Genomic DNA, 19,561 nt, shown 5'->3' on the forward strand with positions numbered 1-19,561 from the left:
AGCAACACTATATGGAAAACATCCTTTTTATAAATGAGAATTTAAAAAAGAAATGATTTCTTCAAAGGCTTTTTGAACAACAGGATTGTCCCAATCCTCATCAAATACATGCTTTCCATCAGGGATTGTAATAAGTTTGCATGAACCGCCTGAGTTACTTAATTTTTTGGACATTAATACAGATTGTTCATACGGAACGTCCTCATCCTTAGTGCCATGCAACAATAAGGTAGGAGGGAAATCGCTATCTGAATAATAAAGAGGACAATAGGGTTTAAGTTCATCTAAGCTTCCACCTGGGATAACATGAACACCGCTTATATCTTCTATCCAGGTCCCCTTTTGTCTAGCATACATATAAATCGCATAACGCTTTTGGATAGGTCCCTCTGAGATAACGGTATTTGAAACAAGCATTTGTGCAAGCTCTTTTGGAACAGGGGTCATTTTTTGATAATGTGGACTTGGTTTTGTAGCCCATTCTCCAGTGATATCGCCATACCCATATAAAGAAACAATTGCTTTAGGCTTGTTTTTGAATGTTCCTGCTAATAAAGCTAAATACCCGCCAGCAGAACCACCGATCACTGCAATTTTATTTGGATCATAATTAAATTTTTCTATTCCCTCATTTTCAAGCCATGAAAGTGCATCTGCTACATCTTGTTGAATCTCAGCAAGTTTTGTCTCAGGTGCTAAACGGTAATCAATGGAGAAAATATTGAAATCAGCTTGATGATAAAAGTCAATCTGTTCTTTTTTTAAATCTTCTCTTGAACCCCAAAAAAGTCCTCCTCCATGGATATAAACAATGACAGGACGATTTTCTTGTGAAGCTGTATAGAAATCACCCTTCAGCTCAAATTGGGTGGTGCTTTTGTATATAACTGTTGTTTTGTTCATACTATAGATGATCTTCCTTTCTCGGTTGAATAAAAACTATTTACTCATATTGTATAATAAAATTGATTTGTACCATTTGTTTATTATGTACAAAATGATAAATAAACTTTATCTATATCGTATAAAGACTACAAAGGTATGATACGCTTACAATAGATATGAGGTTAATAAAGAAATGAGTAAGCTTGAATAAGGTTTTAATCAGATTTATACATGATTTCTCCCTTGTATAGTTTATACATGAAAAACAAAGAATACTTACTTACTAATTCCTTAAAACAATGAAAATGTTTCTATGCAAAGTCATTGTTTTTTACTGATTTTTTTTAATACGAACATTGATATGTTCTAGCAAATTTAACCAACATATATTACAAGGAAAGGGATGAATGAGAATGACAGACGGAACAAACGGAACAGTTCCTCAGCTAGATACACTTGCCGCAGATGCAGAAGCTAAATTGAATTGGCTTGGGGAGTTTGGTAAGGATCCAGATGGTGGCGTTTCGCGTCTTCTTTATTCCAAGGAATGGGTAGAAGCTCAACATGCTCTAAAAGAATGGATAGAGAATGAAGGGCTAGAAGCTCGATTTGATGAAATTGGAAATTTGTTTGGTACATTAAAAGGTAAAAATACGAATGAGACAATTCTTACAGGGTCACATGTTGACACAGTAAAAAATGGTGGGAAATATGATGGGCAATATGGAATTATTGCCGGTATTTTAGCGTTAAAATACTTGAAAGAAACATATGGTCAACCATTACGTAATATTGAAGTTGTTTCAATGGCTGAAGAAGAAGGAAGCAGATTCCCTTATGCATTCTGGGGATCTAAAAACATCGTTGGATTAGCGAAACGCGAAGATGTTGAAACGATTGCAGACTTTGATGGTGTTCCATTTGTCGAAGCCATGAAGGAAGCAGGTTTTGGTTTCAGAGATGAAACAAAACCTGCACGTCAAGATTTGAAAGCATTTGTTGAAATTCATGTTGAACAAGGTAGCGTTCTTGAAACAGAAAAGATTCCTGTCGCTGTTGTTAATAATATTGTTGGACAACGTCGTTTTACTATTGAAGTAACAGGGGAAGCTAACCATGCAGGAACAACTCCAATGGGATATAGAAAAGATGCTGTGTTTGCTGCAAGTCAAATGATCTTTGATATTATTTCCATGGCAAAAGAAGTTGGCGATCCTCTTGTTGCAACGGTAGGTAAAATTGAAGCACAACCTAACATTGTTAATGTTGTACCTGGAAAAGCAATTTTTACAATAGATGTTCGTCATACGGATAAAGATGCGATTATTTCATTCACAAAACAGATTACTGATCGTATGAATGAGATTTCTAAAAATCACGAAGTTGATACAAAAATCGATATGTGGATGGACGCAGATCCTGTTCCAATGGATGAGAAAATTGTTGAAGTGATGGAAAAACAGTGTAAGGAAAATGGTTTGACTTATAAGGTAATGCACAGTGGTGCAGGTCATGATTCACAAATTTTTGCACCGTTTGTTCCAACAGCAATGTTATTCGTACCAAGTGTTAAAGGGATTAGTCATAATCCTGCTGAATATACACATCCAGCTGATTTAGCTGAAGGTGTAAAGGCATTAATTGGTTCATTATATGAATTAGGATATAAAGAATAGAAGTAATTTAATCAAAATAGCGAAAACAAAGGAGAATGTTACAAATGGGTTATCCAAAGGATTTACTTTCAAGCAGATCAATTATTAAACATGGCTTATATGCATTAATTGCACCAGAAGGTTTAGTAAATAATGTTGTTCCTGGTTTTGAAAACTGCTCAATGTCTATTTTAGGATCACCAAAACTTGGTGCAAGCTTTGTTGATTATATTATCACTATGCACGAAGGTGGAAAAAACAGTGAAGGATTCTGTGGACAAGATAATGTAGAATCATTTGTTTATATCCTTGGTGGAAAAGTAAAAGTAACAGCTGGTGAAGAGGAATTCGTTCTTGAAGAAAGCGGCTATGTATATTGCCCACCTGGAGTAAAAATGTACTTAGAAAACCTTGAAGCTGGTGATTCTCGTTTATTCTTATATAAACAAAAATATAAACCACTAGAAGGACGCAAGCCATGGGTTGTTTCTGGTCATGCTAACAATATCGAATACAGAGATTATGATGATATGCATAATGTTCATATTAAAGATCTATTACCTATGGAACTAGATTTCGATATGAATTTCCATATTCTATCTTTTGATCCTGCTGCAAGCCATCCATTTATCGAAACACATGTTCAAGAACATGGTGCATATCTACTATCTGGTGAAGGTATGTATAACCTTGATAATGAATGGATTCCAGTTAAAAAAGGCGATTACATTTTTATGGGACCATATGTTCATCAAGCAGCTTATGCAGTTGGTAGAGAGCCATTAACATATGTTTACTCTAAAGACTGCAATCGTGATGCGGACCTTTAAAAATTAAACGAAGAGGTGTCTCAGTTTGAGAGTAACTAAAGATGAATTAAAAAGTTTAATAAAAAATAAACTTCAAAAAGCTGGTCTTAAAGAAGATCATGCAGCATTAACAGCAGATGTTTTAGCATTCGCGGATGAAAGAGGTATTCATTCCCACGGAGCAATGCGTGTAGAGTACTATGCAGAAAGAATTGCAAAAGGTGGAATTAATACAAATCCTGATTTCAAATTTGAAAAAACTGGCCCGAGTACAGGTATTTTTCATGGCGATGGTGGTTCAGGACATGTTGCAGCTAAATTAGCTATGGATGAAGCAATTGCTATGGCAAAGGAAAATGGAGTGGCGATTGTAGGGGTACGAGATATTTCACATAGTGGTGCTATTTCTTACTTTACTCATCAAGCTTCAAAAGAAAATGTAATTGGTTTTTCTGTATGCCAATCTGATCCAATGGTTGTTCCATTCGGTGGTGCGGAACCTTATTATGGTACAAATCCAATTGCCTTTGCAGCACCTGGAAATGATGATAAAAGCCTTACTCTTGATATGGCAACAACTGTTCAGGCTTGGGGGAAAATTCTACATGCTCGTTCAAAAAATGTAGAAATTCCTGATACATGGGCAGTAGATAAAAATGGCGAACCGACAACGGATCCATTTAATGTGAATGCCTTATTACCAATTGCTGGTCCAAAAGGATATGGCCTAGCAATGATGGTAGACGTATTATCTGGAATTCTTCTTGGCTTACCATTTGGAAATAAAGTTTCTTCTATGTATGAGAACTTATCCGAATATCGCAAATTAGGTCAACTTCACATTGTAATTAATCCTGAGTTCTTTACTGGAATAAAAAACTTTAAGGACAATGTTTCTCAATCAATGGAAGACTTAAATCAAATTAAACCAGCTCCTGGTTTCTCTAAGGTTCTTTACCCAGGTCAAAACAATGACGTAATTATTGAAGAATATAGTAAAAATGGTATCGAAATTGTTGATGATATCATTGACTATTTAAAGTCTGATGTTGTTCATAACAATCAGTATGATCATAAAGGTGCATTTGCAAAATAAATCGTAAATTAAAAATCAGCTTTTTCCTATTTGAACAGGGGTGAATGAATATGAGGTTATCTAAGGAAAAATTAAAGGAACTAATTGCTAATAAACTTCATAAAGCAGGACTTTCAACTGAACATGCCGATGGAGTAGCCGATGTCCTTGTCCATGCCGATGCACGAGGCGTTCATTCCCATGGAGCAATGAGAGTGGAGTATTATGCAGAAAGAATTGCAAAGGGTGGATTAAATAATAAACCGAATTTTCATTTTGAAAAAACGGGTCCAAGTACGGCAATTTTTGATGGAGATAATGGTGTAGGTCATGTTGCTGCAAAGTTAGCAATGGATGAAGCGATAAAAATGGCAAAGGAAAACGGAGTGGCTATTGTAGGAGTAAAAAGAATTGGACATAGTGGAGCACTTTCTTATTTTGTACAACAAGCTGCAAATGAGAATTTAATCGGTATTTCTGTATGTCAGTCTGATCCTATGGTTGTTCCTTTCGGTGGAGCCGAACCATACTATGGTACGAATCCGATTGCCTTTGCTGCTCCTGGTAAGGACGGAAAGCATATTACTTTTGATATGGCTACAACAGTACAAGCATGGGGGAAAGTTCTTCATGCCCGTTCGAAAAATGAACCTATTCCCGATACATGGGCTGTTGACAGTAACGGAGAACCGACAACCGATCCATTTAAAGTAAATGCCTTACTGCCAATTGCTGGACCAAAAGGTTATGGACTGATGATGATGGTCGACGTATTATCTGGTATTTTATTAGGACTTCCATTTGGAAATAAGGTTTCATCTATGTATCACGATTTAACAGAATACAGAAACCTTGGACAGCTTCATATTGTCATTAACCCTGAATACTTCGTGGGTCTTGAAAGTTTTCAAGAAGGAATCTCAACTACGATGAAGGATTTAAATAATATTAAACCTGCCTCTGGCTTTAAACAGGTCTCCTATACTGGACAAAGAAGTGCTGAAAGAGAAAAGGCCTATGAAGAGAACGGTATTGAGATTGTTGACCATATTTACGAGTATTTAATTTCTGATGTTATTCACAACAATGTGTATGATCACAAAAGCCCTTTCGCTAAATAAAAGGTGAAAAAAATAAAGGGGGGTCTGCTATGGTAGCCACCCTTTTCCTATGGAGTTAATTCCATTATTAAAGTAAAAAATATAAGAAGAGGTGCATGAAATAATGCTTCAAACGATCATTAAAGAGAATTCATATCAAGATTCAGTGAATCTTATGCTTCTTACAAATAAAATTTCAACAATGGATGGCGTAAACAAAGTACAAATTATGATGGGAACACCTGCGAATAAAGATATCTTTAAAAATGCGGGTCTTCACACAGAAGAACTTGAAAAGGCAGCAGCTAATGATATGTGTATCGTAGTTGATACTGATTCTGAAGATACAATTCAAGTATTACTTGAAGAAGTAGACAACTATTTAAATAACCAAGCAATCAGCAGCAGCAAGCAAGATTTCGAAACTGTAAATACATGGAATAAGGCACTTAAAGAATTACCAAATGCTAACATTGCCATCATTTCAACTCCTGGTCAATATGCTGCTGAAGAAGCAGAAAAAGCATTAGATAATGATCTACACGTTCTTATTTTCAGTGATAACGTATCAATTGAAGACGAGCGCCGTATTAAAGAAAAAGCTCATGAAAAAGGTTTACTTGTAATGGGTCCTGACTGTGGTACTGAAATTGTTTCTGGTGTTCCTTTAGCTTTCGCAAACGTTGTTAAACAAGGAAAAATTGGAGTTGTTGGAGCTTCAGGTACTGGTATTCAAGAAGTTACAAAAGAAATTGATCGTTTAGGCGGTGGTGTTAGCCACGCAATCGGAACTGGTGGTCGTGACCTTTCAGAAAAAATTGGTGCGATTACAATGTTAGATGCTATCAGAGCATTAGCGGCACACAAACAAACAGAAATCATTACTCTTATTTCTAAGCCACCTGCAAAAGAAGTTCGTGATGAGGTTGTTCAATTACTTCAAAGTGTATCTAAACCAGTTGTTGCTATTTTCCTTGGAGAAGAGCCACATGATCACGAAGGAAATATCTACTATGCAAATACATTAGAAGAAACAGCAGCAATCTCTGTAGATCTTGCTAAAGGAAATGCAGTGAAACCAAACTACTATACAACTAACATTGAAGTACCAGCTGTAGATTTAAAACCAGAACAAAAAACAATTAAAGGACTATATTCTGGTGGTACTCTTGGATATGAAGCTGCAACTCTTATCAGCAGAGGTTTAAACCTTGAATCTAGCGATCATCATGAAGATGGATACCTATTAAAAGCAAACGGTTTTGAAGTAGCTGACTTAGGTGATGATATCTATACACAAGGTAAACCACATCCAATGATCGACCCTGATACAAGAATTAAATTCTTCCAAAAAGCAGCACAAGATGATTCAACTGCTATTATCTTATTTGATGTAGTTCTTGGTTACGGTTCTCATGAAGATATGGCCGGTGCATTAATCCCTGGCATCAAAAAAATCCAAGAAGATGCAAAAGCAAAAGGCAAAAACATTTACTTCGTAGGAACTGTTTGTGGTACAGACATCGATCCACAAGGTTTGGATGAACAAAAAGCTAAGCTTGAAGAAGCAGGTGTCATCTTAAGAGACAGTAATAACCAAGCAATTCGCACAGCTCTAGCTATGCTTAATATTCAAATAGAAGAAAAAGATAAAAAAGTCGTACCTGTTAAAGAAGCTGTTGAAAAAGTAGAAATTACAGTTTCTGAAGCAATTGAACAATTTTTAACTGAAAAACCTAGAGTAATTAACGTTGGATTAAAGAAATTTACTGAATCCATTACAGCAAATGGTGGTAAAGTTGTTCAATACGACTGGCGCCCAGTTGCTGGAGGTAATTCAAGATTACGCAAAGTGTTAAGTGTACTTCGTTAATTTTTAATTTGATTGAAAAAAAGCGATTTTACACAAACATTGAAATCAGGAGGAAGCAAAATGTACGGACAATTTAAAACAATTGATGAAGCAAATAGAGCGGTTATTGATAAAGTTGTATCAGGCGCACCATTTTTAGTGGATGTAGTTCCGGCTAAATCTGTTATTAAAGAATTAAATGGAAAAGTATTACTTCATGCAGGACCGCCAATTAAATGGGAAAACATGACAAGCCCAATGCAAGGATCTTGCGTAGGTGCTACATTATTTGAAGGCTGGGCTTCAAATGCAGACGAAGCATTTGAGATGCTTAAAAATGGAGAAATTGAATTCATTCCTTGCCACCATGTAAATGCTGTTGGTCCAATGGGTGGAATTACATCAGGAAATATGCCAGTTCTTGTTGTAGAAAATCGTGACGGCGATAATCAAGCATACTGCACAATGAATGAAGGTATTGGGGCAGTTCTTCGTTTCGGAGCATACTCCGAGGAAGTAATCAACCGTCTTGGATGGTTTAGAGATGTTCTTGGTCCAACACTTTCTAAAGCACTTAAAGTTAAAGGTGACGGATTAAATATTAACGTTATGATCGCTAAAGCAATCACAATGGGTGATGAATTCCACCAACGTAACATTGCTGGATCACTTATTTTCCTTAAAGACATCGCTCCATACATTTTAAAAACGGATGCAACTGAAAAAGATAAACAAGATGTTATCCAATTCTTAGCTGATACTGACCAATTCTTCTTAAATATTGCAATGGCTACAAGTAAAGCAATTATGGATACAGCAAGACAAATTCAGCATGGTACGGTTGTAACAGCAATGTGCCGTAACGGTTACGAATTTGGTATTCGTATTGCAGGTATGGGTGATCAATGGTTCACAGCTCCTGTTAATACACCTCAAGGCTTATTCTTTACTGGATACGATCAAGATATGGCTTGCCGTGACATGGGTGACAGTGCGATCACTGAAACTTTCGGTGTTGGTGCGATGGCGATGATCGCTGCTCCTGGTGTTACACGTTTCGTAGGTGCTGGTGGTATGGATGATGCAGTTAGCACAAGTAATGATATGATGGAAATTTGTATCGACCATAACCCTAACTTCTCTATCCCAACTTGGGATTTCCAAGGTTCTTGTCTTGGAATCGATGCAAGAAAAGTTGTTGAAACTGGTATTGAACCAATTATCAACACTGGTATTGCACATAAAGAAGCTGGAGTTGGCCAAATCGGTGCAGGTACAGTACGCGCGCCATTAGCTTGCTTTGAAAAAGCAATTGATGCATATGCAGTAAAATTAGGTTTAATTGAAGCAGAATAATAAAATTTTCCAAAAGGGAGGAAGCTTTTTGAGCTCCTCTCCCTACGATAAAGACTGAAAATTGTGATTATTACAACAAATGATTATACAAGGAGATGCATTTATGAGTAAAAAGATTGTACTAGCCATCGGAGGAAATGCCATTATTAAAGAAGGCCAAAAAGGTACTCTTGAAGAACAACAAAAAAATATTAATGAAAGCTGTGAACCTGTTCTTGGTTTAATTGAACAAGGAAATACAGTTGTTATCACTCATGGTAATGGTCCACAGGTTGGAAATTCATTAATCAAAACAGAAATGGCTAAATCTGTGATCCCTGAATATCCACTTGATGTTTTAGATGCAGAGACTCAAGGTAATTTAGGTTATTTAATTCAACAAGCTTTTAGAAATAAAATGAAAGAACGTAACATCAATAAAACTGTTGCAACTGTTGTTACACAATCTGTAGTGTCTAAGGATGATCCTGCATTCAATAACCCTACAAAGCCGATTGGCCCATTCTATACAAAAGAAGAAATGGATAAGATTCTTGAAACAGAAGAAATTACTTTTGTTGAGGACAGTGGTCGTGGATATAGACGTGTTGTTCCTTCTCCAAAACCAATTCACATTGTTGAAAAAGAAGCAATTGAAGCTTTACTTGACAAAGAAATTACTGTTATTACTGCAGGTGGTGGCGGTATTCCTGTCATTGAAGAAAATGGAGCTCTTAAGGGTACAGATGCAGTTATCGACAAAGACTTTGCAAGTGCATTATTAGCTGCAGAAATCAATGCAGATTATTTATTCATTTTAACAGGTGTTGAGCAAGTTGCGATTCATTTTGGTACACCTCAACAACAAAATTTATTTGAAATGACAATTGATGAAGCAATTCGTTATATGGATGAAGGACATTTTCCAAAAGGAAGCATGGGTCCAAAAATCGAAGCTGCTATTCTTTTCTTGAAAAAAGGTGGCAAAAACGTAATTATTACATCAATGGATAAGCTTCAAGATGCATTAGAAGGTAAAACTGGTACACGTGTCACATTATAATTAAAATGTTATAATTAAGGCATTATGCAGTAAATAAATAAAAGGCTGTTACACAGTAACAGCCTTTTTAATACATAATGAGGAGGAAGAGGATGATGAGAAAGGCAATTCAAGCAAAGGGGACAGTTGCTTCAGGTCCTTATTCACACGCGGTAGATGCTGGAGATTACATATTTTTATCCGGACAAACGGCAATGAACACGGCCTCAACAGAGAACAAGCCAAGTGATATTGCAGAGCAAACAGAGCAATGCTTTAAAAATTTATTAGCGGTGTTAAAAGAGGCAAATCTAACTCTAGATGATGTTGTAAAAGTTAATGTATATTTAACCGATATGAAAAACTTTTCTGCAATGAATGAAGTATATGAAAAACAGTTTTCAAAGCCATTTCCTGCAAGAACCTGTGTTGCAGTATTAGCACTTCCTTTAGGAGCAGATGTTGAAATTGAAATGATTGCAAAAAGATCATAAGTAAGGCTCTTTTCTACACATTGTTGTCTAGTAAAGTGAATTTTAAGAAATAGCCTCGACTGAAGATCGTTACACCTTTTATTTTCATTAAGAAAAGAGGTACAAATTTTATAAGAATCGCTCAATCGTTATTGGGTGTAAAAGCCGTCAGTTGGGCTTTTACAAAAGCAACAAACTATACGAAAACAGTTAAGTTTAGAAATCTTAATCATATATAATTCCACAGAAGCTGCTTTTAACACTAAATAGTGTTAGGCAGTTTTTTTATTTCTCAGTGAAATGAAACATGCAGTTTTTAATTAAAACTTTACATAAATAGTAACAATATTTGAGAAAAGAGCCTCTTCAAATAGACCATTTTTCTTCTAGAAGTTTTAATAACTAGGTTTAGTAGAATTTCTTAAAAATTAGTTATTATAAACAATTATTTGTTTATAAGTGATAAAAACTCAGAATAAACAAACATATCTAACAACTGTTTCTCCGTAATATTGTCCAATTTAGCTAATGTAATTCATTTCCTTTTAATTCAAAATATAGATATATATGCAATTATAATAAAGGGTGATAGGACATTCAAAGGGGGAACTAAATATGGATACAGAAGTATTAAGAAAAAAAGATGATTATATTAAAACAAAGTTTAAAATACCATATTGGTGGAAAGTAGTACTTGCCTTTTCATTAGGTTGGATGTTTATAAACGCGAATAAGTATTTTTTAAATCCTATTTTGGACAATATTGGTCTTGAGTACCATCTGAACAATTCACAATTAGGATTGGTAAATAGTATTTTCTTTTTAACATATACAATAGCACAAATACCAGCTGGCTCTTTTAGTGATAAATTTGGCAGGAAGAAGCTTCTTGTAATTGGTTTTATTTTATATGGGGTATTGACGGGCATCTCTGGATTAATGGCTGGTTTTACCGGGTTTTTAGTTGCTAGGGCAGTAGCGGGACTAGCCTCTGCCACTTATTATGGTCCACAATTTGCCTTATCCTCTGAAGCAATTCCTGCAAAAAATAGAACAGTGGGAAGTGCTATCATCAATAGCGGATCAGGGATAGGAATTGCATTGGGCTTTATTCTGTCAAGTACATTAGTATTGGATATGGGGATGAGCTGGAGAATTCCTTTTTATATTTTTGGAGTACTAACCGTTCTCATCGGTATTTTTATTTCACTAATGGTTAAAGAGAAAAAGGATATGAAAGAATCCTCTCCAATAGGGACTGCTGAATCTGAAGAGAAGGTATCGGTTCTTTCATTATTAAAGAATCGTAATCTATTGGTCGTCTTTCTAGTTCTGTTTTGCTCAATCTATGGTTTTACTGTTGTAGTAACATGGCTTCCTAAATTTTTATTAACTGAAAGGGGATTTGCCGGTAGTCAAGTGGGGCTGATTTCAGCTTTAGTACCATTAACTGCTATACCTGGTGCTTTGCTTTTTAGTTATTTAACTGATAAATGGGGGAAGAAGAAGCCATTTGCATTTATTTTGATTCCGATTGCAGCCATCGCATTATGGGCAACGGTATATGTTAAGAGTGTTCCGCTTCTAATTATTGCATTAGTGATCTATGGATTATTTGGTAAAATAGCCCTTGATCCACTCCTAATCGCTGCTGTTTCAGAGAATGTTAAACAAAAGAATTATGGTGTGGCATTTAGTCTGTATAACTTTATGGGTATGCTTTCTTCAGTCATTGCACCATTTTTTACAGGTCTGCTCGCAGATCTAACAGGTAGTATGGCTTCGGGCTTTTACTCTGCAGTAATCATTCTTATTTTAGGACTTGTCATTATGATGTTTTTTAAAGAGGGAAAGAAAAATGTCCGTGTTTAAAACAGTATTGATGTTCAACTAATATTTATAAGTTAGGCTTCGAATATGAACCTTTAGATTTGCAGTTAGCTATGAAATTATGATACAATCTCACGAAATATAAATACAACATATGCTCCTTTAATAGGTGTAGGAGCTAAGATAGCATGAAAAAAGGTGATCATATGGGAGTACATCAATATTTTAAAAGCTTATCTGATTTAGAAAAAATTTATCGTTGTCCTGGTAAATTTAAATTTCAAGAACATTCTGTAGCGAGCCATTCTTTTAAAGTTACAAAGATTGCGCAGTTCTTAGGGACAGTAGAGGCGCAAAAAGGTAGCCAAGTGAATTGGCAGGCTCTCTATGAAAAAGCTCTTAATCATGACTATAACGAACTTTTCACTGGGGATATAAAAACGCCTGTTAAATATGCATCTGCAGAGTTAAGAGACTTATTTAGTCAAGTTGAAGAAAAAATGACCCAAAATTTTATCCTCAAGGAATTTCCAAAAGAATATCAACACATCTATCTTGAGCGATTTAAAGAAGGTAAGGATGACACATTAGAAGGGAAAATTCTATCTGTCGCCGATAAAGTGGACTTACTTTATGAATCCTTTGGAGAAATACAAAAAGGAAATCCAGAACCACTCTTTCAAGAGATTTATGAAGAGTCACTATTAACCATTCTTCAGTTTAAAGAAATGGAAAGTGTTAAATATTTTCTTCAAGAAATACTACCAGATATGCTTGATGAAAAATTCATTAAGCATAGTGAATTAAATGAGGTTACTAAAAAATTGATTAAAGCCAACTTAGAGTCTTAAGAAATTGCTTCCTACCTCTTGTATTTTTTTACGATTTATAAAAAAATAGAGGTAGGATTTTTTAACCTTAGAGGTGAAAGAATGTGTTAGATAAAATCATTGCAGCTATCTTTTTACCTGGTATTCTCGTCGTTTTTTTTACCAGGGTCACTTATAATCATTTTGTCGGCTTGATTTTGACTGTTGCCTTAATTGTTGCCTCTGTCTATAAAGGCTACACACATACATGGGCATTGTTTATTATTGATGCTGCATCATTAACTATTGGCTTTTACTATGCCAATAGAATGGTGAATCGAAATAAAAATAAGGGCAAAAAAACAGAAAGTAAAAACGTTTAATTAATGATCTCATTGTTAGACGTTTTTTTATTTTGGATCTTTTTTCAAACATACTTGCTATTTAAGTAAAGTTATAACTAAATAAATATCAACTGAGGATCGTTACACGTTTCATTTTACTGAGAAGAGCTGCAATCTCCAAAGAACCGCTATAATCTTTATTGGGAGTAAAAGCCTGCAGTTAGGCTTTTACAAAACTAACAAACTATACGAAGCCTTTATTTTCATTTAAAAAGAGGATTTTATCATTGGTGGTAACTCTCGGACCGAAAATTTGTTCGCTTTTTTCTGGTTAAGAAACACCTGTTTGTGGTAAAATAAATAGTATAAATAATACGGAGATTTATGGGAAAGAGGATGGGAGGAATAGGATTGAACGATCAGTTTGAATTAGTTTCTAAGTATAAGCCTCAAGGGGACCAACCAGAAGCCATTCGAAAAATTGTTGAAGGCATACATAATGGTAAAAAGCATCAGACCCTATTAGGGGCAACTGGAACTGGAAAAACATTTACGATTTCTAATGTGATACAAGAAGTAAATAAGCCAACATTAATTATTGCTCATAATAAGACATTAGCAGGACAATTATATAGTGAGTTTAAAGAATTCTTTCCAAATAATGCAGTTGAATATTTTGTGAGCTACTACGATTACTTCCAACCGGAAGCGTATGTCCCACAAACGGATACCTATATTGAAAAAGACTCAAGTATTAATGATGAAATTGATAAATTACGCCACTCAGCTACCTCTTCACTATTTGAACGAAAAGATGTCATTATTATTGCGAGTGTTTCCTGTATCTATGGTTTAGGTAATCCAGAGGAATATCGAGAAATGGTCCTTTCCCTTCGGACCGGGATGGAAGTCGAACGCAATCAGCTTCTTCGTAAACTTGTAGATATTCAGTTTGCAAGGAATGATATTGAGTTTCAGCGAGGTACATTCCGGGTTAGAGGCGATGTAGTAGAAATTTTCCCAGCTTCAAAAGATGAACATTGTATTCGAGTAGAATTTTTCGGAGATGAAATAGATCGGATTCGTGAAGTGGATGCCTTAACAGGTGAGATTATTGGAGAACGTGAACATGTAGCCATCTTCCCAGCATCCCACTTCGTCACAAGAGAAGAGAAAATGCGGGTTGCAATTGAGAACATTGAAAAGGAATTAGAAGTGCGCTTAAAGGAATTAAGGGAAAATAATCGATTACTAGAAGCCCAGAGACTTGAGCAGCGTACGAACTATGATTTAGAAATGATGCGTGAAATGGGGTTTTGTTCTGGCATTGAAAACTATTCACGTCATCTAACACTTCGCCCTGCTGGCTCTACACCTTATACGCTACTAGACTATTTCCCTGAGGATTTCTTAATTGTTGTAGATGAATCTCATGTAACCCTTCCACAAATTCGTGGAATGTATAATGGTGACCAGGCGAGAAAACAGGTTCTTGTTGATCATGGATTTCGTTTGCCTTCTGCATTAGACAATCGACCTTTAAGGTTTGAAGAATTTGAGTCACATGTAAATCAAATTGTATATGTTTCTGCTACACCAGGTCCCTATGAATTGGATCATACTCCTGAAATGGTTGAACAAATCATTCGTCCAACAGGTTTACTTGATCCGACAATTGAGGTACGTCCAATCGAAGGACAGATTGATGATTTATTAGGTGAAATAAATGAGAGAGTAAAACGTAATGAAAGAGTACTTATTACGACATTAACGAAAAAGATGTCTGAGGACTTAACAGACTATTTAAAGGAAGTTGGTATAAAGGTTCAGTATCTTCATTCAGAAGTGAAGACATTAGAGAGAATTGAAATTATTCGTGAGCTTCGACTAGGAAAATATGATGTTCTAGTTGGAATAAATCTGCTGCGCGAAGGCTTGGATATTCCAGAAGTTTCATTAGTAACCATATTAGATGCGGATAAAGAAGGATTTCTGCGCTCAGAGCGTTCACTTATCCAAACAATTGGCCGTGCTGCACGTAATTCCAATGGTCAAGTTATTATGTATGCTGACAAGATAACGGATTCGATGGCAAAAGCGATTGAAGAAACAAAACGTCGTCGAGCAGTACAAGAAGAGTATAATCTTCGACACGGTATAACACCACAAACAATCCAGAAGGATATCCGTGATGTTATTCGGGCAACACGAGCAGCAGAGGATCAAGAAGAATATGTCGCAACAGCCAAAACGCCAAAATTAACAAAAAAAGAGAAAGAAAAACTTATCGAGCAGTTGGAGCATGACATGAAGGAAGCGGCAAAAGCCCTCGACTTTGAACGAGCAGCACAACTTCGTGATACATTATTAGAACTGAAAGCGGAAGGATGAAACATATATGGCACAAGATAAAATTATTGTTCAAGGGGCAAGGGCACACAATCTAAAAAATATTGATGTCACTATACCTAGAGATCAATTAGTCGTTTTAACCGGTTTATCGGGGTCTGGGAAATCCTCTTTAGCATTCGATACGATCTATGCAGAAGGGCAGAGAAGATATGTCGAATCATTATCCGCTTATGCTAGACAGTTTCTAGGACAAATGGATAAGCCTGATGTCGATATCATTGAGGGCTTATCTCCTGCCATTTCCATCGATCAAAAAACAACAAGCAGGAACCCTCGTTCCACGGTTGGAACGGTTACTGAAATATATGATTATTTACGATTACTCTTTGCAAGAATTGGGAGACCGATATGTCCGATTCACGGGATAGAAATAAGTTCACAAACCATTGAACAAATGGTAGATCGAATTATGGAATATCCGCAAAGAACAAAGCTTCAAGTCCTTGCTCCAATCGTTTCTGGACGAAAAGGAGCCCATGTAAAGGTGCTCGAAGATATTAAAAAGCAAGGGTTTGTTCGTGTAAGGGTTGACGGTGAAATGCTTGATTTAGGGGAAGAAATTTCACTTGAGAAAAATAAAAAACATTCCATTGAAGTCGTTATTGATCGGATTGTCATAAAAGAGGAAATAGCCTCTCGCTTAGCAGATTCCCTTGAGACTGCTCTAAAATTGGCTGATGGAAAAGTTATCATTGATGTGATTGGAGAAGAGGAATTATTATTCAGTGAGCACTTAGCATGTCCACATTGTGGCTTTTCCGTAGATAAATTAGAGCCACGAATGTTTTCTTTTAATAGTCCATTCGGTGCTTGCCCAGATTGTGATGGACTTGGAACAAAATTAGAGGTGGAACGTGAGTTAATTATTCCAAATCCCGAGCTTTCATTGAAGGAGCATGCCATTGCGCCTTGGGAACCGGTTAGTTCGCAATATTATCCCCAACTTCTAGAAGCGGTATGTAATCACTTTGGAATTGATATGGATGTGCCGGTAAAAGATCTTCCAGAACATCAATTGAATAAAATATTATATGGCGCGGGAGAGGAATCCATTTACTTCCGTTATGAAAATGATTTTGGTCAGATTCGTGAAGGCAATGTGAAATTCGAGGGTGTGGTTCGAAATGTAGAGAGACGCTACCGCGAAACAAGCTCGGATTTTATACGTGAGCAAATGGAAAAATATATGGGCCACCAAGCGTGTCCAAAATGTAAAGGGTACCGATTGAAAGAGGAAACCCTTGCTGTGAAAATAAATAATATGCATATCGGTGAAATGACTGAGCTATCGATTGAGAATGCAGATAAATTATTTACAGAGTTGGATCTAACAGAAAAGGAACGTACAATTGCCAATCTCGTTCTCCGTGAAATACGTGAGCGTCTGGGGTTCTTAATCAATGTGGGGCTTGATTACCTCACTTTATCAAGAGCTGCTGGAACATTATCGGGCGGTGAAGCGCAACGAATTCGTTTGGCTACGCAAATTGGTTCAAGATTGACTGGTGTTCTTTATATTTTGGATGAACCTTCAATTGGCTTACATCAAAGGGATAATGATCGTTTAATACAAACACTTCAAAATATGAGGGATATAGGAAATACGTTAATCGTAGTTGAGCATGATGAGGATACGATGCTAGCAGCCGATTATTTAATTGATATTGGTCCAGGAGCAGGTGTACATGGTGGGGAAATTGTTTCTGCAGGTACACCAGAAGAAGTGATGAATGATCCTCATTCTTTAACTGGTCAATATTTATCCGGCAAAAAATTTATTCCATTGCCTATTGAAAGACGTAAGCCAGATGGACGATTTATTGAGATTAAAGGTGCCAAGGAAAATAATTTAAAAAATATAAGTGTAAAATTTCCATTAGGTAGTTTTGTTGCTGTTACAGGAGTTTCCGGTTCAGGAAAAAGTACACTTGTTAATGAGGTTTTGCATAAGACTTTAGCACAAAAGCTGAATCGTGCAAAATCAAAACCAGGAGAACACAAGGAGATTAAAGGAATCGATTATTTGGAAAAGGTAATTGATATTGATCAATCCCCAATCGGTCGAACTCCAAGGTCAAACCCTGCCACCTATACAGGGGTATTTGATGATATCCGTGATGTCTTTGCCGCAACAAATGAGGCAAAAATTCGAGGTTATAAAAAAGGAAGATTTAGTTTTAATGTAAAAGGCGGTCGCTGCGAAGCATGCCGTGGAGATGGGATCATTAAAATTGAAATGCACTTCCTGCCAGATGTGTATGTTCCATGTGAGGTCTGTCATGGTAAACGTTATAATCGAGAAACATTAGAAGTGAAATATAAAGGTAAAAATATTGCAGATATATTAAATATGACTGTAGAAGATTCGGTTGAGTTTTTTGAAAATATCCCGAAAATTAAACGTAAGTTACAGACTATTTTAGATGTAGGACTAGGTTATATTCAACTTGGCCAACCAGCTACCACATTGTCTGGTGGAGAAGCTCAACGTGTGAAATTAGCTTCAGAACTACATCGTCGATCAAACGGAAAATCACTCTACATTTTAGATGAACCAACGACAGGATTACATGTTGATGACATTTCCAGATTATTAGAAGTACTACAACGACTTGTAGATAATGGAGATACCGTACTAGTTATTGAACATAACTTAGATGTTATTAAAACAGCTGATTACTTAATTGATCTTGGACCTGAAGGAGGAGCAAAAGGTGGTACCATTGTAGGAACGGGAACACCTGAAAAAATCGCTGAAAATCCTGAATCTTATACAGGAAAATATTTAAAACCAATCCTCGATAGAGATCAACTAAGAATGAAGAAAAAAATTAATGAAACTGTAAATATTTAAGTCACTTTTCTCATTTAAGGAAAGTTTTAACTAATAACTAACGTTTGAAGATCGCTCCATTTTTCATTTTACTGAGAAACGAGCTGCGAACTTCAAAGGACCTCTTCATCCTTTTTTGGGTGTAAAAGCCGGCAATTGGGCTCTTACAAAAGCTATAAACTATAGAAAACAGCCATATTTAAAAAAGATGACTAAATGTCATCTTTTTTTTTGGGGGGTACAATATTGTGTAACATTGCAGTGTCAAAAAAGGACGGAATGTAATCAAAATGAAATCTATTTTTAATGTTTTGGACATACTTTCATTGTTAATATTAATCAGTAAAGAATGTGCATAATTATTGAATATATAAAGTTTGTATGGAAATCCATTTCGATTTATAATAATGAATAAGTTTTCCTATTTAGATTTACCTAGTTTAATAGAAATGTTTGCTTTATTCAGGCACTTTGTAAAAGGCATCTTGCTTCTTTAAAATGGCTTGAGGTCTAATTTTAGCTGATTTGGAGAATGAACAACACGCTAAACTTAAATCAGTGGGAAATAGTAACTTAAAATTAAAGTAAGAAGTTAGTTAATTAGTAATAGAGTATTAGAGAAGAGCATTAAAAAAATTTGCCCGAACTAGTAGGGAGATGTTACGTGTATGAGGAAAGTCATCACATATGGAACCTTTGATTTGCTTCATTGGGGGCATATCAACTTATTGAAAAGAGCAAAAGATTTAGGAGATTATTTAATCGTAGGGTTATCTACAGATGAATTCAACGATGTGAAAAGTAAAAAATCTTACCATTCATATGAAAATCGTAAATTAATTTTGGAATCAATTCGTTATGTGGATGAGGTTATTCCAGAAAACATGTGGGAACAAAAGGTGCAAGATGTCCGCACACATGATGTTGATGTATTTGTTATGGGAGACGATTGGAAAGGAAAATTTGATTTTTTAAACGAGCATTGTGAGGTAGTTTATTTACCACGAACATTAGGAATATCTACAACCAAAATAAAAAAGGATTTATTTTCTATCAAAAATGGTTAGGGAAGTATTAATCTGGTTGTACTTAATTTTTTTTAAATTC

At 35.7% G+C, this 19,561-nt stretch carries 15 protein-coding genes; 14 read left to right on the top strand and 1 reads right to left on the bottom strand.

All coding sequences use genetic code 11. The features are described from left to right. Positions 1–27: 27 nt before the first annotated feature. Positions 28–903 (bottom strand): alpha/beta hydrolase, encoded by an 876-nt coding sequence (locus MHI39_RS06385; RefSeq protein ID WP_278891604.1) that lies wholly within the window; start codon positions 901–903, stop codon positions 28–30. 395 nt (positions 904–1,298) lie between these two features. Between MHI39_RS06385 and allC the strand changes: the two genes are divergently transcribed. The 14 genes from allC (at position 1,299) to tagD (ending at position 19,521) form a co-directional block, all read left to right on the top strand. Continuing rightward, on the top strand, positions 1,299–2,561 hold the full coding sequence (allC, locus tag MHI39_RS06390) for an allantoate deiminase (protein ID WP_216384709.1): 1,263 nt from the start codon (positions 1,299–1,301) through the stop codon (positions 2,559–2,561). A 44-nt stretch (positions 2,562–2,605) separates the two neighbouring features. Beyond that, entirely contained in the window at positions 2,606–3,370 is a 765-nt protein-coding gene (gene allE, locus MHI39_RS06395) for a (S)-ureidoglycine aminohydrolase (RefSeq protein WP_058002893.1), read from the top strand. Between the two features lie 25 nt (positions 3,371–3,395). After that, entirely contained in the window at positions 3,396–4,445 is a 1,050-nt protein-coding gene (allD, locus tag MHI39_RS06400) for an ureidoglycolate dehydrogenase (protein WP_058002892.1), read from the top strand. 50 nt (positions 4,446–4,495) lie between these two features. Continuing rightward, a complete protein-coding gene (gene allD / locus MHI39_RS06405; protein ID WP_342540917.1) occupies positions 4,496–5,545 on the top strand; it encodes an ureidoglycolate dehydrogenase in 1,050 nt (349 codons plus the stop codon). A gap of 103 nt (positions 5,546–5,648) precedes the next feature. Next, the gene (gene fdrA, locus MHI39_RS06410) at positions 5,649–7,397 is read left to right on the top strand and encodes an acyl-CoA synthetase FdrA (RefSeq protein WP_058002890.1); all 1,749 of its coding nucleotides are present in this window, start codon (positions 5,649–5,651) and stop codon (positions 7,395–7,397) included. 60 nt (positions 7,398–7,457) lie between these two features. After that, positions 7,458–8,732 (top strand): DUF1116 domain-containing protein, encoded by a 1,275-nt coding sequence (locus tag MHI39_RS06415; RefSeq protein WP_058002889.1) that lies wholly within the window; start codon positions 7,458–7,460, stop codon positions 8,730–8,732. Positions 8,733–8,835: 103 nt separating this feature from the next. Beyond that, positions 8,836–9,774: a carbamate kinase gene (arcC, locus tag MHI39_RS06420; protein ID WP_058002888.1), complete on the top strand. Its 939-nt coding sequence runs from the start codon at positions 8,836–8,838 to the stop codon at positions 9,772–9,774. A 92-nt stretch (positions 9,775–9,866) separates the two neighbouring features. After that, the gene (locus tag MHI39_RS06425) at positions 9,867–10,247 is read left to right on the top strand and encodes a Rid family detoxifying hydrolase (protein ID WP_058002887.1); all 381 of its coding nucleotides are present in this window, start codon (positions 9,867–9,869) and stop codon (positions 10,245–10,247) included. Positions 10,248–10,841: 594 nt separating this feature from the next. Then, positions 10,842–12,098 carry an MFS transporter gene (locus MHI39_RS06430; RefSeq protein ID WP_071977037.1) on the top strand — a complete coding sequence of 419 codons (1,257 nt, stop codon included), beginning with the start codon at positions 10,842–10,844 and terminating at the stop codon, positions 12,096–12,098. Positions 12,099–12,262: 164 nt separating this feature from the next. After that, complete coding sequence (locus tag MHI39_RS06435) at positions 12,263–12,907, top strand: HD domain-containing protein (protein ID WP_058002997.1); 645 nt, start codon at positions 12,263–12,265, stop codon at positions 12,905–12,907. An 83-nt stretch (positions 12,908–12,990) separates the two neighbouring features. Next, complete coding sequence (locus tag MHI39_RS06440; RefSeq protein WP_058002885.1) at positions 12,991–13,248, top strand: CsbA family protein; 258 nt, start codon at positions 12,991–12,993, stop codon at positions 13,246–13,248. A gap of 372 nt (positions 13,249–13,620) precedes the next feature. Further along, positions 13,621–15,600 (top strand): excinuclease ABC subunit UvrB, encoded by a 1,980-nt coding sequence (uvrB, locus tag MHI39_RS06445; protein ID WP_071977035.1) that lies wholly within the window; start codon positions 13,621–13,623, stop codon positions 15,598–15,600. A 7-nt stretch (positions 15,601–15,607) separates the two neighbouring features. Beyond that, positions 15,608–18,475 (top strand): excinuclease ABC subunit UvrA, encoded by a 2,868-nt coding sequence (gene uvrA / locus MHI39_RS06450; protein WP_342540918.1) that lies wholly within the window; start codon positions 15,608–15,610, stop codon positions 18,473–18,475. A gap of 647 nt (positions 18,476–19,122) precedes the next feature. Next, the gene (gene tagD, locus MHI39_RS06455; RefSeq protein WP_058002882.1) at positions 19,123–19,521 is read left to right on the top strand and encodes a glycerol-3-phosphate cytidylyltransferase; all 399 of its coding nucleotides are present in this window, start codon (positions 19,123–19,125) and stop codon (positions 19,519–19,521) included. The last annotated feature ends 40 nt before the right edge of the window (positions 19,522–19,561 follow it).

Source organism: Heyndrickxia sp. FSL K6-6286, from assembly GCF_038630395.1.
GTDB lineage: Bacteria > Bacillota > Bacilli > Bacillales > Bacillaceae_C > Heyndrickxia > Heyndrickxia oleronia.

What these genes read in the sequence shown, in the direction of transcription:
- MHI39_RS06430 (WP_071977037.1), top strand. Translation starts at nt 10,842, where the DNA reads ATGGATACAGAAGTATTAAGAAAAAAAGATGATTATATTAAAACAAAG.
- allE (WP_058002893.1), top strand. Translation starts at nt 2,606, where the DNA reads ATGGGTTATCCAAAGGATTTACTTTCAAGCAGATCAATTATTAAACAT.
- MHI39_RS06385 (WP_278891604.1), bottom strand. Translation starts at nt 903, where the DNA reads ATGAACAAAACAACAGTTATATACAAAAGCACCACCCAATTTGAGCTG.
- tagD (WP_058002882.1), top strand. Translation starts at nt 19,123, where the DNA reads ATGAGGAAAGTCATCACATATGGAACCTTTGATTTGCTTCATTGGGGG.
- MHI39_RS06435 (WP_058002997.1), top strand. Translation starts at nt 12,263, where the DNA reads ATGGGAGTACATCAATATTTTAAAAGCTTATCTGATTTAGAAAAAATT.
- uvrA (WP_342540918.1), top strand. Translation starts at nt 15,608, where the DNA reads ATGGCACAAGATAAAATTATTGTTCAAGGGGCAAGGGCACACAATCTA.
- fdrA (WP_058002890.1), top strand. Translation starts at nt 5,649, where the DNA reads ATGCTTCAAACGATCATTAAAGAGAATTCATATCAAGATTCAGTGAAT.
- allD (WP_342540917.1), top strand. Translation starts at nt 4,496, where the DNA reads ATGAGGTTATCTAAGGAAAAATTAAAGGAACTAATTGCTAATAAACTT.
- MHI39_RS06415 (WP_058002889.1), top strand. Translation starts at nt 7,458, where the DNA reads ATGTACGGACAATTTAAAACAATTGATGAAGCAAATAGAGCGGTTATT.
- MHI39_RS06425 (WP_058002887.1), top strand. Translation starts at nt 9,867, where the DNA reads ATGATGAGAAAGGCAATTCAAGCAAAGGGGACAGTTGCTTCAGGTCCT.
- arcC (WP_058002888.1), top strand. Translation starts at nt 8,836, where the DNA reads ATGAGTAAAAAGATTGTACTAGCCATCGGAGGAAATGCCATTATTAAA.
- allC (WP_216384709.1), top strand. Translation starts at nt 1,299, where the DNA reads ATGACAGACGGAACAAACGGAACAGTTCCTCAGCTAGATACACTTGCC.